The organism is Bradyrhizobium sp. 14AA (assembly GCF_054185205.1).
In genome coordinates, this window is sequence record NZ_JAVAYM010000007.1 from 137,188 (window position 1) to 156,860 (window position 19,673).

At 63.8% G+C, this 19,673-nt stretch carries 14 protein-coding genes and 2 tRNA genes; 8 read left to right on the forward strand and 8 right to left on the reverse strand.

Features of this window, described 5'->3' with window-relative positions; all coding sequences use genetic code 11:
* The first annotated feature begins 63 nt into the window (after positions 1-63).
* Positions 64-1,197, forward strand: a complete 1,134-nt coding sequence (locus RAD15_RS15425) for an asparaginase (protein WP_458178815.1) — start codon at positions 64-66, stop codon at positions 1,195-1,197.
* A 238-nt stretch (positions 1,198-1,435) separates the two neighbouring features.
* Here the strand turns inward: RAD15_RS15425 and RAD15_RS15430 are convergent, their stop codons facing one another.
* The 3 genes from RAD15_RS15430 to RAD15_RS15440 all read right to left on the reverse strand — a co-directional run bounded on the left by RAD15_RS15430 (position 1,436) and on the right by RAD15_RS15440 (position 4,117).
* On the reverse strand, positions 1,436-2,011 hold the full coding sequence (locus tag RAD15_RS15430) for a DUF4291 domain-containing protein (protein ID WP_458178817.1): 576 nt from the start codon (positions 2,009-2,011) through the stop codon (positions 1,436-1,438).
* 205 nt (positions 2,012-2,216) lie between these two features.
* A complete protein-coding gene (glnA, locus tag RAD15_RS15435; protein ID WP_458178819.1) occupies positions 2,217-3,626 on the reverse strand; it encodes a type I glutamate--ammonia ligase in 1,410 nt (469 codons plus the stop codon).
* A gap of 152 nt (positions 3,627-3,778) precedes the next feature.
* Entirely contained in the window at positions 3,779-4,117 is a 339-nt protein-coding gene (locus tag RAD15_RS15440) for a P-II family nitrogen regulator (RefSeq protein ID WP_007603495.1), read from the reverse strand.
* 381 nt (positions 4,118-4,498) lie between these two features.
* On the opposite strand from RAD15_RS15440, the gene RAD15_RS15445 reads away from it, so the two are divergent.
* Positions 4,499-5,998 carry an NAD(P)H-hydrate dehydratase gene (locus tag RAD15_RS15445; RefSeq protein WP_458178821.1) on the forward strand — a complete coding sequence of 500 codons (1,500 nt, stop codon included), beginning with the start codon at positions 4,499-4,501 and terminating at the stop codon, positions 5,996-5,998.
* A 4-nt stretch (positions 5,999-6,002) separates the two neighbouring features.
* Here RAD15_RS15445 and RAD15_RS15450 read toward each other — a convergent pair whose 3' ends face one another.
* On the reverse strand, positions 6,003-7,328 hold the full coding sequence (locus tag RAD15_RS15450) for a multicopper oxidase family protein (protein ID WP_458178822.1): 1,326 nt from the start codon (positions 7,326-7,328) through the stop codon (positions 6,003-6,005).
* A gap of 154 nt (positions 7,329-7,482) precedes the next feature.
* On the opposite strand from RAD15_RS15450, the gene RAD15_RS15455 reads away from it, so the two are divergent.
* The 6 genes from RAD15_RS15455 to RAD15_RS15480 all read left to right on the forward strand — a co-directional run bounded on the left by RAD15_RS15455 (position 7,483) and on the right by RAD15_RS15480 (position 14,954).
* Positions 7,483-7,567 (forward strand) — tRNA-Leu (locus tag RAD15_RS15455).
* Positions 7,568-7,741: 174 nt separating this feature from the next.
* Positions 7,742-9,103, forward strand: a complete 1,362-nt coding sequence (gene tig / locus RAD15_RS15460; RefSeq protein ID WP_458178824.1) for a trigger factor — start codon at positions 7,742-7,744, stop codon at positions 9,101-9,103.
* A gap of 279 nt (positions 9,104-9,382) precedes the next feature.
* Positions 9,383-10,015, forward strand: coding sequence for an ATP-dependent Clp protease proteolytic subunit (locus RAD15_RS15465; protein WP_145666109.1), 633 nt, complete (start codon positions 9,383-9,385; stop codon positions 10,013-10,015).
* A gap of 450 nt (positions 10,016-10,465) precedes the next feature.
* The gene (gene clpX, locus RAD15_RS15470) at positions 10,466-11,737 is read left to right on the forward strand and encodes an ATP-dependent Clp protease ATP-binding subunit ClpX (RefSeq protein ID WP_018320118.1); all 1,272 of its coding nucleotides are present in this window, start codon (positions 10,466-10,468) and stop codon (positions 11,735-11,737) included.
* A 326-nt stretch (positions 11,738-12,063) separates the two neighbouring features.
* Positions 12,064-14,487, forward strand: coding sequence for an endopeptidase La (gene lon, locus RAD15_RS15475; RefSeq protein WP_458178827.1), 2,424 nt, complete (start codon positions 12,064-12,066; stop codon positions 14,485-14,487).
* A gap of 62 nt (positions 14,488-14,549) precedes the next feature.
* Complete coding sequence (locus RAD15_RS15480) at positions 14,550-14,954, forward strand: GFA family protein (protein ID WP_458178829.1); 405 nt, start codon at positions 14,550-14,552, stop codon at positions 14,952-14,954.
* A 120-nt stretch (positions 14,955-15,074) separates the two neighbouring features.
* On the opposite strand, the gene RAD15_RS15485 is transcribed toward RAD15_RS15480, so the two are convergent.
* The 4 genes from RAD15_RS15485 to RAD15_RS15500 form a co-directional block, all read right to left on the reverse strand.
* Positions 15,075-15,151: transfer RNA gene (locus RAD15_RS15485), tRNA-Val, on the reverse strand.
* A gap of 119 nt (positions 15,152-15,270) precedes the next feature.
* Entirely contained in the window at positions 15,271-15,774 is a 504-nt protein-coding gene (locus tag RAD15_RS15490; RefSeq protein WP_458178831.1) for a hypothetical protein, read from the reverse strand.
* Positions 15,775-15,798: 24 nt separating this feature from the next.
* Positions 15,799-17,640: a caspase family protein gene (locus RAD15_RS15495; RefSeq protein WP_458178833.1), complete on the reverse strand. Its 1,842-nt coding sequence runs from the start codon at positions 17,638-17,640 to the stop codon at positions 15,799-15,801.
* Between the two features lie 151 nt (positions 17,641-17,791).
* On the reverse strand, positions 17,792-19,639 hold the full coding sequence (locus RAD15_RS15500) for a caspase family protein (RefSeq protein ID WP_458178835.1): 1,848 nt from the start codon (positions 19,637-19,639) through the stop codon (positions 17,792-17,794).
* Positions 19,640-19,673: the final 34 nt, after the last annotated feature.

Consider the following 19,673-nt stretch of genomic DNA (forward strand, 5'->3'; position numbering starts at 1 on the left):
CCCATCTTCGGCCTTAATGGGCGTATCGAATGTCGATCCCTACTTGAACGGGAGGACAATTCGATGACGACGTCTACCGCCAGTGCAGCCGGTCGCCGCCAACGCTGGATTTCAATGCTTTCCATTCCCCTGTTTGCCTTCACACTTTGGGCGTGCGGGAGCGCAGCCGTCCAGGCCGCGGAGCCGGGCAAGGACGCGGCCGCTGGCCTGCCGCGCATCCTGGTGCTCGCGACCGGCGGCACCATCGCGGGCCAGGCCGACGCGCGAGCCACCGGCGCCTACAAATCCGGCCAGATCACGGGCGAGCAGCTGATGCAATCGGTGCCGGGCCTGGACAAGCTGGCCAAGCTGAACGCCGAGCAGATTTCGTCGATCGGGTCCCAGGACATGAACGACAAGGTCTGGTTTGCGCTGGCCCGCCGCATCCAGGAGGCCTTCGACAAGAACGAGGCCGATGGCGTCGTCATCACCCACGGCACGGATACGCTGGAGGAGACCGCGTTCTTTCTCGACAACGTGGTGCGCGGCGACAAGCCGGTGGTGATCGTCGGCTCGATGCGCCCGGCCACGGCGGTGAGCGCGGACGGCCCCGGCAACCTCTACGAGGCGGTGCAGGTCGCCGCCGATCCCCGCGCGCGCGGCCGCGGCGTGATGGCCGTGCTGAACGACAAGATTCAAGGTGCCCGCTCGGTCACCAAGACCAACACCACGAGCATCGAGACGTTCAATTCTGCCAATGACGGGCCGGTCGGCTATGTCGACACCGCCGGCGGCATTCGTTTCATGGCGCAGGCCGCCGGCTTCAAGCGTGCGAACTATCAGCTTCCGGCCGGCGAGCAATTGCCGCGCGTCGAGATCGTCTACTCGCACGCCAACATGGACGCCGTTCCGATCGAGGACGCGATTTCCCACGGAGCCAAAGGCATCGTGCTGGCCGGTGTCGGCGACGGCAACACGTCGAAGCCGGCCCTCGATGCGCTCGAGGCGGCGGCGAAGAAGGGCATCATCGTGGTCCGCTCGACGCGCGTTCGCTCCGGCTTCGTCACGAGGAACGTCGAGGTCGACGACGACAAGAACGGGTTCGTCGTGTCCGAGGATCTCAATCCGCAGAAGGCCCGCGTGCTCACGCAGTTGCTGATCGTGGGTGGCGTGACGGCGCCTGCCGAGCTGCAGAAGGCCTTCACGGCGACGTGGTGACTCGTATCTTGTAGGGTGGGTTAGCCGTGCGGATTGTGCGGAGCGCAGTCCGTACGGCGTACCCCACCAATTTCGTCCCGCGTTTGCTGAAGCTTCAGCCCCTACAAACTGTGATCGAATAAACCAATCAGCAAGAATTGCTGCGCGCCGATTTTCGCGATTCCGATTCGTTCTTTGAGAACGAAGTGGAGTCAGACGCAGAACAAAAGTTGACGGCTCCAAACCGCACGGTTCATCTCTACGGTACGATGGCGTTGTAGGCGCGCTCGGGCGGCAGTCTGGCCGCAGCGTCGTCCAGTCTGTTGTCCTTCACCAGACTATGAATCGTGCGGGCGAGGTCGGTCACCTCAGTGATTTTCCGAATCCATTGGCCGACATAGAGTGGCACAGCCGCTTCGCCGAGCCCGATCTGAATGGCGCGGTGGGGCAGCGCTCGAAGATGGAGATCTCGCTCCGGGTCCCACTGAATCCGTACGGGCGAATTGGTCTTTAGCTTATTCCAGTCCGCCTCATTCATGGAGGCGTCGGGTTTGCTGGGACAACTATTGTCCAAGGCCCAGTGAAATCCCTCGCGGCTGATGTCGATCGCGAGAATCCGCCGTTGGCCCGCGTCCTTGTAGCTCCAGCCGCTGCGATACATCATCCAGAGAAACGACGGCTTTATCCAAGTCATGCGGCTGATCTTGAAGGGCGGAGAAACGAATGTGCCCTTTGCCAGAGCCGCGTCCGCAATCTCGTCGCTATAGGCCTGGTAGACCCGTATCGTCTGATCGTCATAGACGGCTCTTATTTGCCGTTCGGGAATATCGATCATAGTTGGTCGCGAGTTTGTTCTGGGACTTGTCGGCGCCAATCGCGAATCCGACGTTGTCGGTTGGCAGATTCCCTTTCGCCTCCAGCCTCTAGAACAACCTTAACGAGAATGCAATTGAAACACAGCCAGTGCAGTGGAAGATGACTGCGCGCAAAAAGAAGGGCGCCCCTCGGGGCGCCCTTCGCATGTCGTGATCGCGGGCCGCTTAGCCCGAATAGTACATGTCGAACTCGACCGGGTGCGGGGTCATTTCGAAGCGGGCGACTTCGGTCATCTTCAGCTCGATGTAGGCGTCGATGAAGTCGTCGTCGAACACGCCGCCGTTCTTGAGGAAGCCGCGGTCCTTGTCGAGGTTTTCCAGCGCCTCACGGAGCGAACCGCAGACGGTCGGGATCTGCTTCAGCTCTTCCTTCGGCAGGTCGTAGAGGTCCTTGTCCATCGCCGGACCCGGATCGATCTTGTTCTTGATGCCGTCGAGGCCGGCCATCAGCATCGCGGCGAAGCCGAGATAGGGATTGGCGAGGGGATCGGGGAAGCGCACCTCGACGCGCTTGGCCTTCGGCGAAGCGGTGTAGGGGATGCGGCAGGAGGCCGAGCGGTTGCGCGCGGAATAGGCGAGCAGCACGGGGGCCTCGTAGCCCGGGACCAGGCGCTTGTAGGAGTTGGTCGACGGGTTGGTGAAGGCGTTGATCGCCTTGGCATGCTTGATGATGCCGCCGATGTAGTGGAGGCAGGTCTCCGACAGGTCGGCGTACTTGTTGCCGGCGAACACCGGCTTGCCGTCCTTCCAGATCGACTGATGCACGTGCATGCCCGAGCCGTTGTCGCCATAGACCGGCTTCGGCATGAAGGTGGCGGTCTTGCCGTAGATGTGCGCGACCTGGTGGATGCAGTACTTGTAGATCTGCATGTGGTCGGCCATCAGCGTCAGCGTGTCGAACTTCATGCCGAGCTCGTGCTGGGCCGAGGCGACCTCGTGGTGGTGCTTCTCGACCTTGACGCCCATCTTGGCCATGGCGCCGAGCATTTCCGAGCGCATGTCCTGCACGGAGTCCTGCGGCGGGACCGGGAAGTAGCCGCCCTTGGTGCGGACACGATGGCCGAGATTGCCGCCTTCATATTCGGTGTCGGAATTGGTCGGCAGCTCCGAGGAGTCGAGACGGAAGCCGGTATTGTAGGGGTTGGCGGAGAAGCGCACGTCGTCGAACACGAAGAACTCGGCTTCGGGGCCGACGAACACGCTGTCGCCCACGCCCATCGACTTCACCATGGCCTCGGCCTTCTTGGCGATGCCGCGGGGGTCGCGGTTGTAGGGCTCGCCGGTGGTCGGCTCGAGCACGTCGCAGGTGATGACCATGGTGGTCTCGGCGAAGAACGGATCGATCGTCGCGGTCACCGGATCCGGCATCAGGCACATGTCGGACTCGTTGATCGCCTTCCAGCCGGCGATCGAGGAGCCGTCGAACATCGTCCCTTCGGCGAAGATGTCTTCATCGATCATGCCGATGTCGAAGGTCACGTGCTGCCACTTGCCGCGCGGATCGGTGAAGCGCAGGTCGACGTATTTGACGTCGTTGTCCTTGATCGATTTCAGGACGTCTTTGGCGGTCTTCATGCATACCCCTTTTGGCTCTGCGGGTCGGTTTCCAGATGAGCAAGATTGTTCTCGCTTTTGGCGAGTTCGCGCGCGACCGCACAAACGAAATCAGGCCGCCGAAGCAGCCTTTTTCTTGTCAGAGTGTCGCAAAATTCGGGATAGCACCCGGCTCAGATAGCGTCCAGCCCGGATTCGCCGGTTCGGATGCGGATCGCCTCTTCGATGTTGGAGACGAAAATCTTGCCGTCGCCGATGCGCCCGGTCTGCGCGGCGCGGCGGATCGCGTCGATCGCACGCTCGACCAGATCGTCGCCGATCACGATCTCGATTTTTACCTTCGGCAGGAAATCGACGATGTATTCTGCGCCGCGGTAAAGCTCAGCGTGGCCCTTCTGCCGGCCGAAGCCCTTGGCTTCGGTGACGGTGATGCCCTGAAGGCCGACTTCCTGAAGCGCTTCCTTCACCTCGTCGAGCTTGAATGGCTTGATGATGGCTTCGATTTTCTTCACTGCGCGCCTCCCGGCCTTTCGATCAAATAGCAACGTCTTCGTCAGGATGCGCTTTTCTCACGCACGATCTTGTCTTCGGTATGCCGGGATGCCTGACCAACCCGGCAGCAACGGCCGGCCACACCCTGATGAATGCCAGTGAGCACGACAAACCGAAGCGGCTTCCTCGAAAGCAGGGTCTATGCCAAGTTGCAAATGCCCTGATTATTGGAGCGTTATCAGCCTTTTAACGAGCATCTCTGATAGGTGGCGCCGACCGGCTCAAAATACCGCAGACTACGAAATAGGCAAACGGTTCAATATCTGTGCAGATCGTTGTTCCGTTGGGTGGGTCGGCACGGGACGTGCCTGTTGAAAAGGCGTTTGGACCAGGGAAGTGGCATGGAAGTACTGACCAACGCCGAAATGCAGCGTGCCGATCAGCTCACTATTGCGGCAGGCACGCCCGGCTTCAAGCTGATGCTGAGCGCGGGTCAGGCGGTCGCCGAGGCCGCCAATGCGCTGGCGGAGGAGGGGCCGATCCTGATCGTGGCCGGCCCCGGCAACAATGGCGGTGACGGTTTTGTCGCAGCCGCCGAGCTCGCCGCGCAGGGCCGCGAGGTCTCGGTGATCCTGATGTGCGAGCGCGACCAGCTCCAGGGCGATGCGGCCTCCGCCGCGCGCGGCTGGAAGCACCCGGTGCTGCCGTTCAATCCGCAGGCGATCGGAAGACCCGCGCTGATCATCGATGCGCTGTTCGGCGCGGGGCTCAGCCGTCCCGTTGACGGCGAGGCGGGTGCGATGATCGAGGCGATCAACGCCAACGGCGCATTGGTGCTCGCCGTCGATCTGCCGAGCGGCATCAACGGCACCAGTGCCGCCGTGCTGGGCGTCGCGGTGAACGCCACCGAGACCGTCACGTTCTTCCGCAAGAAGCCGGCGCACCTGCTGCTGCCGGGCCGCGCCCATTGCGGGCGCGTGCGTGTCGCCGATATCGGCATCGACGCGCAGGTGCTCGACGAGATCGCGCCTGAGATCTTCGAGAACGATCCGGATTTCTGGGGCGGGGCGTTCCCGGTGCCGCGGATCGACGGCCATAAATACGCGCGAGGGCATGTGCTGGCGGTATCAGGCGATGCGGCCGCGACCGGTGCGGCGCGGCTCGCCGCGCGCGCGGCACTGCGGGCCGGCGCCGGGCTGGTGACCCTTGCCACACCGCGCGATGCGCTCGCGATCAATGCAAGCGCGCTGACGGCGGTGATGGTGCGCCCCGTCGACACCGTGGTCGAGTTCGGCGAGCTGCTCGGAGACAAGCGCTACAACACCTGCATCATCGGTCCCGGCGCCGGAATCGGCGAACGCACCTGCGATCTCGTCCACACCGCGCTAACGGCGCAACGGCATCTGGTGCTCGATGCGGATGCGCTGACGAGCTTTGCCGCGAATCCCGAGCGCCTGTTCGAATCGATCAAGTCCTCGCACGACGCGGCCGTGGTGCTGACGCCGCACGAGGGTGAGTTTCCGCGCCTGTTCTCCGATCTCAGCAACAAGCATCCAGGCCGCTCGAAGCTCGAGCGCGTGCGCGCCGCAGCCGAGCGCTCCGGCGCGGTCGTGCTGCTGAAGGGGCCGGACACCACGATCGCCGCCCCCGACGGTCGTGCCACCATCGCCGCCAACGCGCCGCCCTGGCTCGCCACCGCGGGCGCCGGCGACGTGCTTGCCGGCATGATCGCAGGACTGCTGGCGCAAGGCGTGCCGGCGTTTGAGGCCGCCAGCATCGGCGTGTGGATGCATGGCGAAGCGGCGAGCGAAGCGGGGCCGGGGCTGATCGCGGAAGACCTCACCGAGACGCTGCCGGCCGTGCACCGGCGAATCTATAGTGCGCTCGGGGTGGAGTACTGAAAGCTCACTCGACCCCGTACCAGCGCACCAGCCGCGGCGCGGCCCAGTCGGTGACGACGGATTCGATCAGCCATCGGCCGGGCGCGGTCGCGGCGAATGCAATGCGCTGGGTCTGGCCGGGCTCGATCGCGAGCGTGTCGAGCCAGTAGGGCTTCCAGCCGTCGTCGAGCTTGTCGAGCAGGCGGAAATGGTGGCCGTGCAGGTGGAAGACGGTCGCGACCGGGCCTGCGTTCTTGAGGGCCAGCACGATTGTGCGGCCGGCCTTGGTGCGGAAGACGGGGGCGGAGGCTGTGGAGAAATTCGCAGGCCGCGTCCAGCCGGCCTCGGGTGCGCCGAGCGCGACATCGAACCGCAGGGCGCCTTTCAGATCGAGCTTCTCAGGCAGGTCGTTCGACGGGAGCGGCTGTGGCGGCGACAGTGGCGCGCGCTCCAGCTTGCCGGAGACCTTAAGGCTCCCGACCTGGCGCGCCTCCTTGCCGTCATGCAGCAGGAATGGGGCCGATGTGGCCGCATCTACAAGGGCATCGGCCCGTCCGCCCGGGGCCAGCACCAGGGCGCCGTTGCGCGCCGGGAACGGCTCGGCCGGTTGTCCATCCAGGGCCATCACGCGGACCTCGTGGCTTTCCAATTTGAACGCCAGAACAGTGCGTTGGGAGCCGTTGATAATGCGCAGTCGCAACCGCTCGCCAGCTGCGGCTGAGAGTTCAAATGAAGTCCGCCCGTTGAGCGTATAGAGCAGTGACGCGTCCTTCGGATCGCGTGCCGGCGGGAGCGCGGTTCCGTCCGGCTGCAGGCGCCATTCCTCGATCAGCAGAACCTCGTCGCGATCGATGGCGAGGGGGGATGTCTCCTGCGCGATGACCGGAAGCGGGCGCGCGGGTTGCTTCAGGGCGTCCTCGAAGAGGCGGAAGTCGGTCAGCAGGGTTCCCGAGCTTGGTATTGAAATGATTGACGTTTCGGCTGTGTCGGGCGCGGTCGGCGCGCGGCCTCGGAGCGGATCGGCCGCAGCCGGGCCATTGAGGCCGTACCAGACCGGGGCAAGTGGGACAGGCAGGTCGTTGCGAAACACCACCTCGCAGCGGTCGCCGCGCTTGAGACGGACGTTCCCGAGATGGCTTACGGCGGCCAGCTCCCAGATTGGTGTAGCCGGCTGCCCCGGCCTGAGCGCCAGGGTTGCTGGCCTTGCCTGAAGGGCGAGCTGGGCGGTGATCGCAGGTGCGGCGCCGCCGGCGATCAGCCCGGCCGCCGAGGCGCCAAGGGAGGCTCCAAGCGAGGCGCCAAGCCCGGCCAAAACCTCGCGCCGATCAGGGTCGAAAATCCGCGGTTTCATGCGGCCGATCCGGACCACGCCGCGCTGGATAAGTCCAGCCGCCGTACCTACTTGAAGCCTGCCTCCATCAGGCCATTTTTTTGCTGCGAACAGGCGGGCACATGCTATAAGCCCGCCGCCCGCGGCATCGCGGCCGGTCTTGATGCAAATTTACGCGGGCGTGGCGGAATTGGTAGACGCGCTGGATTTAGGTTCCAGTGACGAAAGTTGTGGGGGTTCGAGTCCCTCCGCCCGCACCAAGCGCTTTCAGCGTTTGCACGGATTACGAGGGTCTGCTTCCTCGCGGATGTTTATCCGCAGGGAGCCGGTCCGATGAACCATCGGCGTTGAGGCGTTTGCCTTGCGCCGGATCGATTAATGACAGCGTCCCGACGCATGCGCGCCGGGGCCGAACGAGAAGAAGATTGGACGCCATGCAGGTCACAGAAACCCTCTCGGAAGGTTTGAAGCACGAGTTCAAGATCAGCGTTCCTGCGTCCGATCTCGACGCCAAGGCCGGCGCCAAGCTCGTCGACCTCAAGGACAAGGTCCGCATCAACGGCTTCCGCCCCGGAAAGGTGCCGGTCACTCACCTGAAGAAGGTGTATGGCCGCTCGGTGATGGCCGAGACTATCGACCAGACCATCCGCGACACCAACACGCAGCTGTTCTCCGAGCGTGGCTTCCGCCTCGCGACCGAGCCGAAGATCACCATGCCGACCGAGCAGGCCGAGGTCGAGGAGTTGCTCAACGGCAAGACCGACCTGACCTACACGGTTGCGATCGAGGTGGTGCCGGCGATCGCGCTCGCCGACTTCAAGACCTTCCAGGTCGAGAAGCCCGTTGCCGAGGTGGCCGATGCCGACGTCGACGAGGCGATCAAGCGCATCGCCGACACCAACCGCGGCTATGCCGCCAAGGCCGAGGGCGCCAAGGCCGAGTCGGGTGACCGCGTCACCATCAACTTCAAGGGCTCGATCAACGGCGAAGTCTTCGAGGGCGGCACCGGCGAGGGCATCCAGGTCGTCATCGGCTCCAACACCTTCATCCCCGGCTTCGAGGAGCAGCTCACCGGCATCGGCGCCAACGAGACGCGCACGCTGAAGGTGTCGTTCCCCAAGAACTACATGAACGACAAGCTCGCCGGCCAGCCGGCCGAGTTCGAGACCACCGCGACGCTGATCGAGGCGCCGCAGGACATCGCGATCGACGACGAGTTCGCCAAGACGCTCGGCCTGGAATCGCTGGACAAGCTGAAGGAAGCCGCGCGCGAGCGTCTGGTTGCCGAGTTCGCGACCGCGACGCGCCAGCGCGTCAAGCGCGCGCTGCTCGATCGTCTCGACGAGGCCCATCGCTTCGAGGCGCCGCCGTCGCTGGTCGACGAGGAGTTCAATCTGATGTGGAACTCGGTCAAGGCCGAGATGGACTCCGCCGGCAAGACCTTCGCCGACGAGGACACCACTGAAGACGCTGCCAAGGAAGAGTACCGCAAGATCGCCGACCGCCGCGTGCGGCTCGGTCTCGTGCTCTCCGAGATCGGCGAGAAGAACAAGATCTCCGTGACCGACGACGAGGTAGGCCGCGCCGTGATCGAGCGCGCCCGTCAGATGCCCGGCCGCGAGAAGGAAGTCTGGGACTACTATCGCAACAACGCCCAGGCGTTGGCCCAGCTTCGTGCACCGATCTATGAGGACAAGGTCGTCGACTTCATCCTCGAGCTCGCCAACGTGACCGAGAAGAAGGTCTCGCGCGAGGACCTCTACAAGGACGACGAGGCGGAAAAGACCGCCGCCTGAAGGCTTTGAGCAAGCCTTCCATTAAGGATGATCAGCGAAGAGGCCCGGCTAGCCAGATGGCTGGCTGGGCCTCTTTGCACGAATCAGCTTCAACTGCCCCTTGGATTAAGCCTTAATCCGCTCCGCACTTGTCAGGCGCGAATTGGGCTATATCTGTCGCTACGCCTTCTACTCTACCAAGTTCCTGCATCACGGGACGTCCATCGGCCTTCCGGCAGATCCAGCCCAAACTGGCAGCCAAGACTGGCGATGTCCGCCTCTTAAAACCCTAGGTGACTCATGCGCGATCCGGTTGAAACCTACATGAACCTCGTGCCCATGGTGGTCGAGCAGACCAACCGTGGCGAGCGCGCCTACGACATTTTCTCGCGCCTTCTGAAAGAGCGCATCATCTTCGTGACCGGCCCGGTCGAGGACGGCATGTCGACGCTGATCGTCGCGCAGCTGTTGTTCCTTGAGGCGGAAAATCCGAAGAAGGAAATCTCGATGTACATCAACTCGCCGGGCGGCGTGGTGACGTCGGGTCTTGCGATCTACGACACCATGCAGTTCATCCGCCCGCCGGTGTCGACGCTGTGCACGGGCCAGGCCGCCTCGATGGGCTCGCTGCTGCTCTGCGCCGGCGAGAAGGACATGCGCTTCTCGCTGCCGAACGCGCGCATCATGGTGCATCAGCCCTCTGGCGGCTTCCAGGGCCAGGCCACCGACATCATGCTGCACGCGCAGGAAATCCTGAACCTGAAGAAGCGGCTCAACGAGATCTACGTGAAGCACACCGGCCAGACCTACAAGACGATCGAGGACGCGCTGGAGCGCGACAAGTTCCTGACCGCGAACGACGCCAAGGAGTTCGGCCTGGTCGACAAGGTCATCGACAAGCGCGCCGAGGAACCGGCGGCGAAGGCTCCGTAGCACTACTGGTCCGTCACGGCGATCCTTCGGGATTGCCGGGGACCGTCAGGGCGGCGTTCACGTTAAGGACACGTGTGCGCATCGCAAAACGTCGTTTTGCGCCCTGCGGCAGGCAGAAAGTTCCGCTTTCGTGCTTGTTTTTCGTGGCAATCCAGCAACGCCGGGGTCATTTCGATCACTTCGCCCGTGCCAAGACCGGAAATCACGGTATTGTCACGGGTAGCCGCCGACCCCCGATTAGCGAATTCTTGATAGTCGGGTGACAGCATGGTTGGCTACGATCGATCGGCTATGATCGCGGAGAATCGAGTGACCGTGATTCGCACGGAATGTAGTAACGCGTAGGGTCTTTTTTGGTACGGAATTTGCTCTATTTGAGCTTCATGCTGGCCATCGTGCCGGAATGGAGCGATCGAGCGGAACGGGATCGAACCGCGGACGGAGAGATGAATGAGTAAGGTCGGCACGAGCGACTCAAAGAACACGCTGTATTGCTCGTTCTGCGGCAAGAGCCAGCACGAAGTCCGCAAACTGATCGCAGGTCCCACGGTCTTCATTTGCGACGAGTGCGTCGAGCTCTGCATGGACATCATCCGCGAGGAGAACAAGTCCTCGCTGGTCAAGTCGCGCGACGGGATTCCGACGCCGAAGGAAATCTGCAAGGTCCTGGACGATTACGTGATCGGCCAGAGCCATGCGAAGAAGGTCCTGTCGGTCGCGGTGCACAACCACTACAAGCGCCTCAATCACCAGACCAAGCACAACGACGTTGAGCTCGCGAAGTCGAACATCCTGCTGATCGGTCCGACCGGTTCGGGCAAGACGCTGCTCGCGCAGACGCTCGCCCGCATCCTGGACGTGCCGTTCACGATGGCGGACGCGACGACGCTGACCGAAGCCGGCTATGTCGGCGAGGACGTCGAGAACATCATCCTGAAGCTGCTCCAGGCCGCCGACTACAATGTCGAGCGCGCCCAGCGCGGCATCGTCTATATCGACGAAATCGACAAGATCAGCCGCAAGTCCGACAACCCCTCGATCACGCGCGACGTGTCGGGTGAGGGCGTGCAGCAGGCGCTGCTGAAGATCATGGAAGGCACGGTGGCTTCGGTCCCGCCGCAGGGCGGCCGCAAGCATCCGCAGCAGGAATTCCTGCAGGTGGATACCACCAACATCCTGTTCATCTGCGGCGGTGCGTTCGCCGGCCTCGAGAAGATCATCTCGGCGCGCGGGCGGTCGACCTCGATCGGCTTCGCTGCCCAGGTGATGGCGCCGGAGGATCGCCGGACCGGCGAGATCTTCCGTCACGTCGAGCCCGAGGACCTCCTGAAGTACGGCCTCATCCCCGAGTTCGTCGGCCGTCTGCCCGTCGTGGCGACGCTGGAGGATCTGGACGAGACCTCGCTGAAGAAGATCCTTACCGAGCCGAAGAACGCGCTGGTGAAACAGTACCAGCGGCTGTTCGAGATGGAGAACATCGAGCTGACCTTCGCCGACGAGGCACTTGGCGCGGTCGCCCGCAAGGCGATCGAGCGCAAGACCGGCGCGCGTGGCCTGCGTTCGATCCTCGAGGCCATCCTGCTCGAGACCATGTTCGACCTGCCGGGCCTCGAAGGTGTGGAAGAAGTCGTGATCTCCCGCGAAGTCGTGGAAGGAACGGCGCGTCCGCTCTACATCTACGCCGATCGGTCCGATCGCGCGGTCGAGAACGCCAGCGCCTGATTTCCCGGCGCTGGAACGCTCCAATCGTCTCATCAAGTCAGGCTGCGGAAGTGTATCTCCGCAGCCGGTGTTGCGTCGCTTATTTGCGTGCGTAAGCGCCTGATGGCGCGCGTTTTTCAATGACTTGACACCCCCCGGGTCGATAGCCACCTAATGTCGGCGGCGAGCGAGACTTCTCTTCAAGATTCGCCTCAGTTCCGATCCGGCGAGCCGGTCCAACTTTTCAAAAGGACCGACCGGTCTTGCGGATCACCTCGGCACCTTGTGGCGGTTGCGCATGAGCATGGCGGGCTGCGTGCAAGGGGGCAAAGCAAAAGGAAAAGGCCATGACTAATCCAAAACCCCGGCCAACCATCGTTCATGGCGAAACGCACGCTTATCCCGTGCTGCCGCTGCGCGACATCGTCGTCTTCCCGCACATGATCGTGCCGCTCTTCGTCGGCCGCGAGAAGTCGATCCGCGCGCTCGAAGAGGTGATGAAGAACGATGCGCTGATCATGCTCGCGACGCAGAAGAACGCGTCCGACGATGATCCGGCGCCCGATTCCATTTACGAGACCGGTACGCTTGCCAGCGTGCTCCAGCTCTTGAAGCTTCCCGACGGCACCGTGAAGGTGCTGGTCGAAGGGCTCGAGCGCGCGCGCGTGCAGAAATACACCGATCGCGCCGACTACTATGAAGCAACCGCCATTGCGCTCGCCGACACCGATGCGAAGTCGGTCGAGGCGGAAGCGCTGTCGCGCTCGGTCGTGTCCGACTTCGAGAGCTATGTGAAGCTCAACAAGAAGATCTCGGCCGAGGTCGTCGGCGTCGTGCAGGCGATCACCGATTTCGCCAAGCTCGCCGACACGGTTGCCTCGCATCTCGCGGTCAAGATCGCCGATCGTCAGCAGATCCTGGAGACGCTGTCCGTCACCACGCGCCTGGAGAAGGTGCTGGGCCTGATGGAGAGCGAGATCTCGGTGCTGCAGGTCGAGAAGCGGATTCGTTCTCGTGTCAAACGGCAAATGGAGAAGACCCAGCGCGAGTATTATCTCAACGAGCAGATGAAGGCGATCCAGAAGGAACTCGGCGACGACGACGGTCGCGACGAGCTCGCCGATCTCGAAGAGAAGATCTCCAAGACCAAGCTGTCCAAGGAAGCGCGCGATAAGGCGCAGCATGAATTGAAGAAGCTGCGCCAGATGTCGCCGATGTCTGCGGAAGCGACCGTCGTGCGCAACTATCTGGACTGGCTGCTGTCGATTCCGTGGAACAAGAAGTCCAAGGTGAAGAAGGACCTGGAAGCCGCGCAGGCGGTCCTGGATGCGGATCACTATGGGCTCGAGAAGGTCAAGGACCGCATCGTCGAGTATCTCGCGGTGCAGTCGCGCGCCAACAAGCTGACCGGCCCGATCCTGTGCCTCGTCGGGCCCCCCGGCGTCGGCAAGACCTCGCTCGGCAAGTCGATCGCGAAGGCGACGGGGCGCGAGTTCGTGCGCGTCTCGCTCGGCGGCGTGCGCGACGAGGCCGAGATCCGCGGTCACCGCCGCACCTATATCGGCTCGATGCCCGGCAAGATCATTCAGTCGATGCGGAAGGCGAAGTCGTCCAATCCGCTGTTCCTGCTGGACGAGATCGACAAGATGGGCGCCGATTTCCGCGGCGATCCGTCCTCGGCCTTGCTCGAGGTCCTCGACCCCGAGCAGAACGGGACCTTCAACGACCACTATCTCGAGGTCGACTACGATCTGTCCAACGTGATGTTCATCACGACCGCGAATACGCTCAATATTCCGGGCCCGCTGATGGACCGCATGGAGATCATCCGGATCGCGGGCTACACCGAGAACGAGAAGGTCGAGATCGCGCGCAAGCATCTGATCCCGAACGCGGTGACCAAGCACGGCCTGGACTCCAAGGAGTTCTCGATCGACGACGACGCGCTGCTTCTGCTGATCCGCCGCTACACCCGCGAAGCGGGCGTGCGTAACCTGGAGCGTGAGCTCTCGACACTCGCCCGCAAGGCGGTGAAGGAGCTGATGATCTCCAAGAAGAAGTCGGTCAAGGTCACCGAGAAGACTCTGGAAGAGTTGCTCGGCGTGCCGAAGTACCGCTTCGGCGAGATCGAGAGCGAGCCGCAGGTCGGCATCGTCACCGGCCTTGCCTGGACCGATGTCGGCGGCGAACTGCTGACCATCGAAGGCGTCATGATGCCCGGCAAGGGCAAGATGACGGTCACCGGAAACTTGCGCGACGTCATGAAGGAATCGATCTCGGCGGCGGCGTCCTATGTCCGCTCGCGCGCGATCAATTACGGCATCGAGCCGCCGCTGTTCGACCGGCGCGACATCCACGTGCACGTGCCGGAAGGCGCGACGCCGAAGGACGGTCCGTCGGCGGGCGTGGCGATGGCCACCGCGATCATCTCGGTCATGACCGGCATCCCGGTCCGCCACGATGTCGCGATGACCGGCGAGATCACGCTGCGCGGCCGTGTGCTGCCGATCGGCGGCCTGAAGGAGAAGCTGCTGGCTGCTGCCCGCGGCGGCATCAAGACGGTGCTGATCCCCGAGGACAATGCCAAGGATCTCACGGAGATTTCCGATGCGATCAAGGGCGGCATGGAGATCATCCCGGTCTCGCGCCTGGACGACGTCGTCGCCAAGGCGCTGGTGAAGAAGCCGGTGCCGATCGTCTGGGAAGAGGACACCAAGGTGACGGTGAAGTCGGACGGCGACGAAGCCGCCGGTGGCCTGACCGCTCACTGATCTCAAGCGAAAAGATGATAAAACGGCGCCTTCGGGCGCCGTTTTTGTTTTGGGAGCGGGCGATGCAGATCGACGGGCAATGCCATTGCGGGAAGATCGCCTTTGAGGCCGAGATCGACCCTGAGGCGGTTTCGGTCTGTCATTGCCGCGACTGCCAGACCCTGACCGGCTCGCCGTTCCGCGTGACGGCCGTCTGCAACAAGGCCGATGTGCGCCTGACCGGCGGCACGCCAAAAATCTACGGCAAGCGCGGTGACAACGGCCGGATGCGCTTCCAGCACTTCTGCGCCGACTGCGGTTCCCCGCTGTTCACGAGCGGTGAGGGCGACCAGGCCGACGATTGGGGCATCCGCTGGGGCAGCATCCGCCAGCGCGACGCGCTACGCCCCGTCAGGCAGATCTGGTGCCAGTCGGCGGCGGTGTGGATCGACGCGGTAGCGCTGCTTCCAGGGCGGCCGGGGGATTGAGCTGGCTCGCGACAAGCCCGCCTTCGCCAAACGGCTTCGGCGTGGCAGCCTTCGCCAGCTTCGCACCAATGAGCGCCTCGGCTGGCTTGCCAAGCCGTAGCCTGCGAAGCAGGCGAAGGCTGGTGGGCGGTCACGGATTCGAACCGCGGACCCTCTCGGTGTAAACGAGATGCTCTAACCAGCTGAGCTAACCGCCCCACGGCGCCCTCTTTAGCGCCTCGGCGGGTGTCGGAGCAAGGGCCGAGCGCGCCCGATGAGGCGGCGATCATGCTCGCCGCCGCTGCGCAACGCCTCGGCCTGGAACCCCGCCTGGTTGTCAGGCTGTCTTGGTGAACATCGTCAGGACGCCGTCGGCGATGTTGATGGCGACGACTTGGGACGAGCTCAAGCCCTTGGCCTTGAGCACGGAGGCTGCCTGCGGTGTGGCGTCGATGGACTGCCGAAGCGACTGTATGTCCTTGTCGCTTGTCTGCGCCACGAGTTCATCGACTTTCGCGCGCACCGCCGGCTGCAATTCCTTGACGTCGACAACCTGTATGCTCCGGATCGCCGTGCTGGACTGAGCAGACGGGGACTCCGCGCCGGGTTGCGACGATGCTCCCTGTGCCTGCACGAGAGCCGGTGTTCCGAGGGAGAGAGCTGCAACGATGACGGATGCCGTGAAGCTACGCATGGTCATGCCTTTCCAGTTTGAGGAACGGCGAAACCTATCGACGAAATCTGGTTGGCGTCTGATTCCGGTGTGGCCGTTCGGTGAAACGAATGCGGCCGCAGTGTGTACAGGTGAGACGCGCTGCGCGGGATGCAGATATTCTGACACTATTAGGTGTCATGGAAGTGGCTCCTAATTGCAGACTTCCCGCGTCCCTTCGGCCACCGTAACGCCTTGTCCGGACCTCGCGTACCCGAGCCTGCATCCCGGTCGAACCGGGCGGCATCCTGCCGCGTTGCAAACGAGCTGACCAGTGGCTTGCGGCTTTGCCGGCGCAGACTCGACCCGCTTGCGTTGCTCATCCCGCTTCTTGGCGTCATCGCGTGTTGCGACCGACTTCTTCTGCACCTCCTCGCATTCATTGTCGTCATTGACGCGATAGCCGGCGCGGCAGGTGATCTTGACGCAGGCGTCGCCGTCGGCCTTGAAGCCATGGTCGCAGACCAGCGGACAGACGCGACCCGGCTTGGCCTTGATCGCGTCGAGCGCATCGAAGTTCGCGACCTTGGCGTCGAACTTCGTGCCGGCATATTTGTTGAACAGCGTGAGCGAGCGCTCGGATGAGGCTGTCCAGATGCCGTCCACGGGAGCGGGATGGCAACCAACCCGTCGCAGTTCTGACTGCACCAGCTTCGTCCTCTCCTCCGCCGACAGCGTCGGCAGGGTAGAGGAGGGTGTTGCAGCCGCGACCTTCTGCTCCGCGCCGGCAGCCTGCTTCTCGGACGCAAGCCTGGCGGCTTGTTCGGCGGCGGCCTTGTCGCTGGCGAGCTTCTCGGCCAGCCGCTTTTCGATGGCCTGCTTCTCGGCCATTGCCTTCGCAGCTGCCGCCTCGGCGTCCTTGCGCCGCTGCTCGGCTGCGGCCGCCTTGGCTTCCTCGATCTGCTTGGCCTTCTCGGCGGCAAGCCGCGCGTCCTCGGCCGCCTTGGCAGCGGCGGCGGCCTTGTCCTGCTCGGCCTTTTTGGCGCGGTCGGCCGAGAGCCGCGCCTTCTCGTCTTCCGCCTGCCGGGCCTTTTCTGCGGCCGCTGCACGCGCATCCTCAGCCGCAATCCGGTTGAGCTGGGCCTTGGCCAGGTCAGTGTAGAACCCGCTCGGATAGCGGTTGAGGAAAGCGGTCCAGACGTCACGGGTCCCGAGCTGGAGCGCCAGTTCGTAGTCGCGCCGGATTTCGCTGTCGGGGTTTGCCTGGGGGCCGGCGACGACCGGCTTCGCCGCAACCAGCGGCACGTCGCCGCCGCCCAGCGAGCCATAGACATAGGGCTCCTGCTTGTAGCCGGTGTTCTTGAGGACATCGTCACGCACGAAGCCGAACGCCTTGCGCAGGTCGAGCCCGGGCGTGGGGAGGCGTTCGACCAAGGCTGCGGCAAACGGGCTGTTTTTGGAATCGCCGTCGGAGGCGGTCGAGCCGGCCTTCGCGGCGAAGGCGATCATGGTGTTCGGGCTGGTCGGCTCGACCTTGGCAAGGCCGCGGCCGATGGCGCGGGAGGCCACCGTGCGCTTCATCGTCTTGGCAAACGGGTTGTCGCGGCAGGCGTCCAGAACGATCAGGCGCAGTTGTTTCGCGGGTTCGACCGCGAACAGCGCCCGATCGAGCGCGACCGTCTCGTCGAGGACATCGCCGTCGGTTTCCAGCATCGCATCGGTCGGGATCAGGTAGTTGGCGCCATCCAGCTCGATGCCATGTCCGGCATAGTAGATGACGGCGACGTCCGCATCGCGGGTTCTGCCGGCGAACTCGCGCAGCGCCCTGCGCATGTCGGCTGCGTTCACGTCCAGCCTGATGTCGACGCTGTCGAACCCGGCCTTCTTCAGCATGCCGCCGACGAGGCTCGCATCGTTCACCGGGTTGCTCAGCCTCGGTGCGCTCTTGTAGGCCGAATTGCCAATCACCAGCGCCACGCGCTTTTCCGCCTGCGCTCCTCCGCAGCCCAAACAGAAAAAGGCCAATAGAAATAGAAAAATCCGAAACGCGCCCATTGCAGCCCCAAATCGCAATGTCACCAGAGTAGTCGCAGAGTGCCATCAAGGCAAAACCCCCTATGTGACGAACGTCACAGGAAGGCGGCGGGCGAAAGCCGCCGCGCCGAAGCCCGCAGGGGCGAAAGTGGGCTTGCTTGCTCCCTATCCTTTAATTGCAGACCTCGAACTGCCGATCAGTGATTCTGCGGGCGGTTGCGGTTGAAGTCTGCTCCAGCCTGCACCCGCTCCTCACGGGACGGCAGCCGGCGTCGTTGCAGATTATCTGTCCGGAAGTCTGCGGCTTGGATGGCGTAGATTCGACCTGCTTCCGCTGCTCGTCCCGCCGTTTGGAGCCCTCGCGCGTCGCGACGGGCTTCTTCTCCTGCACCTTCTCGCATTCATTGTCGTCATTGACGCTGTAGCCGGCGCGACAGGTGATCTTCACGCAACCATCGCCGTCGGCCTTGAAGCCGCGATCACAGATCAGCGGGCAGACGCGCCCCGGTTTGGCCTTGATCGCGTCGAGCGCGTCGAAGCTCGCGAGCTTGGCGTCGAATTTGGTGCCGGCGTATTTGTTGAACAGCGTCAGCGAGCGCTGGGACGAGGTATTCCAGTCGCCGTCGGCCGAGGCCGTCAGACAGCCGACGCGGCGCAGCTCCGACTGCACCAGCTTCGTGGTTTCCTGTGGCGACATCGCGGGCGGGGTTGAAGAGGGCGCGACCGCCGCGACCTTCTGCTCCGTGTTGGCGGAGGCCTGTTTCTCGGCGGCCTGCTTCGCGGCGAGCTCAGCTGCAGCCTTGTCGCTGGCGAGCTTGTCGGTGAGCGCCTTCTCTGCGGCTTGCTTCTCGGCCAGCGCCCTCGCTGCGGCGGCCTCGGCTTCCTTGCGCCGCTGCTCCGCAGCGGCCGCCTTGGCTTCCTCGACCTGCTTGGCCTGCTCGGCGGCAAGACGCTTCTCCTCGGCCGCCCTGGCGGCGGCAGCCGCCTTCTCCTGCTCCGCCTTGTTGGCGCGCTCGACAGAAAGCCGGGCCTTTTCCTCTTCAGCCTGCCGAGCCTTGTCTGCCGTCGCGGCGCGGGTTTCTTCGGCGGCGATCTTGTTCAGCTGGCCTTTCGCGAGATCGGCATAGAAGCCGCTCGGAAAGCGGTTGAGGAAGGCTGTCCATCCGTCACGCGTCCCGAGCTGAAGCGCCAGTTCGTAGTCGCGCCGGATCTCGCTGTCGGGGTTTGCCTGGGGGCCGGCGACGACCGGCTTCGCCGCAACCAGCGGCACGTCGCCGCCGCCCAGCGAGCCGTAGACATAGGGCTCCTGCTTGTAGCCGGTGTTCTTGAGGACATCGTCACGCACGAAGCCGAACGCCTTGCGCAGGTCGAGCCCGGGCGTGGGGAGGCGTTCGACCAGGGCTGCGGCAAACGGGCTGTTCCTGGAGTCCCCGTCCGAGGCGGTCGAGCCGGCCTTCGCCGCGAAGGCGATCATGGTGTTCGGGCTGGTCGGCTCGACCTTGGCAAGGCCGCGGCCGATGGCGCGCGCGGCGATCGTGCGCTTCATGGTCCTGGCAAAGGGATTGTCGCGGCAGGCGTCGAGGATGACGAGGCGGAGCTGCTTGGCCGGTTCGATGGCGAACAACACCCGATCGAGCGGAAACGCCTCGTCGAAGACGTCGGTGTCCGTCTCCAGCGCGGCGTCGGTCGGAATGAGATAATTGTTGCCGTCCAGCTCGATGCCGTGGCCGGCATAATAGACCACCGCGACATCGGCCTCTCGCGCCTTCCCGCCGAAGTCGCGCAGCGCCTTGCGCATGTCGACGGCGCTGAGGTCGAGTTTGACGTCCACGGTATCGAACCCGGCCTTTTTGAACATGCCCCCGACCAGGGAGGCGTCGTTCACCGGGTTGACCAGGCGCGGCACGCTCTTGTAGGCGGAATTGCCGATCACGAGCGCGACGCGTTTTTCCGCGTGCGCCGATCCGCACCCGAGCCAGACAGCAAGAATGATCAAACCAAAAAACCGAAGCCTGCCCATCGCAGCCCCAAATCACAATGCGAATAGAACATTC

Excerpts from the sequence above, each read along its gene's own strand:
- RAD15_RS15425 (WP_458178815.1), top strand. The coding sequence starts at position 64 with ATGACGACGTCTACCGCCAGTGCAGCCGGTCGCCGCCAACGCTGGATT.
- RAD15_RS15430 (WP_458178817.1), bottom strand. The coding sequence starts at position 2,011 with ATGATCGATATTCCCGAACGGCAAATAAGAGCCGTCTATGACGATCAG.
- glnA (WP_458178819.1), bottom strand. The coding sequence starts at position 3,626 with ATGAAGACCGCCAAAGACGTCCTGAAATCGATCAAGGACAACGACGTC.
- RAD15_RS15445 (WP_458178821.1), top strand. The coding sequence starts at position 4,499 with ATGGAAGTACTGACCAACGCCGAAATGCAGCGTGCCGATCAGCTCACT.
- RAD15_RS15450 (WP_458178822.1), bottom strand. The coding sequence starts at position 7,328 with ATGAAACCGCGGATTTTCGACCCTGATCGGCGCGAGGTTTTGGCCGGG.
- tig (WP_458178824.1), top strand. The coding sequence starts at position 7,742 with ATGCAGGTCACAGAAACCCTCTCGGAAGGTTTGAAGCACGAGTTCAAG.
- RAD15_RS15465 (WP_145666109.1), top strand. The coding sequence starts at position 9,383 with ATGCGCGATCCGGTTGAAACCTACATGAACCTCGTGCCCATGGTGGTC.
- clpX (WP_018320118.1), top strand. The coding sequence starts at position 10,466 with ATGAGTAAGGTCGGCACGAGCGACTCAAAGAACACGCTGTATTGCTCG.
- lon (WP_458178827.1), top strand. The coding sequence starts at position 12,064 with ATGACTAATCCAAAACCCCGGCCAACCATCGTTCATGGCGAAACGCAC.
- RAD15_RS15480 (WP_458178829.1), top strand. The coding sequence starts at position 14,550 with ATGCAGATCGACGGGCAATGCCATTGCGGGAAGATCGCCTTTGAGGCC.
- RAD15_RS15495 (WP_458178833.1), bottom strand. The coding sequence starts at position 17,640 with ATGGGCGCGTTTCGGATTTTTCTATTTCTATTGGCCTTTTTCTGTTTG.
- RAD15_RS15500 (WP_458178835.1), bottom strand. The coding sequence starts at position 19,639 with ATGGGCAGGCTTCGGTTTTTTGGTTTGATCATTCTTGCTGTCTGGCTC.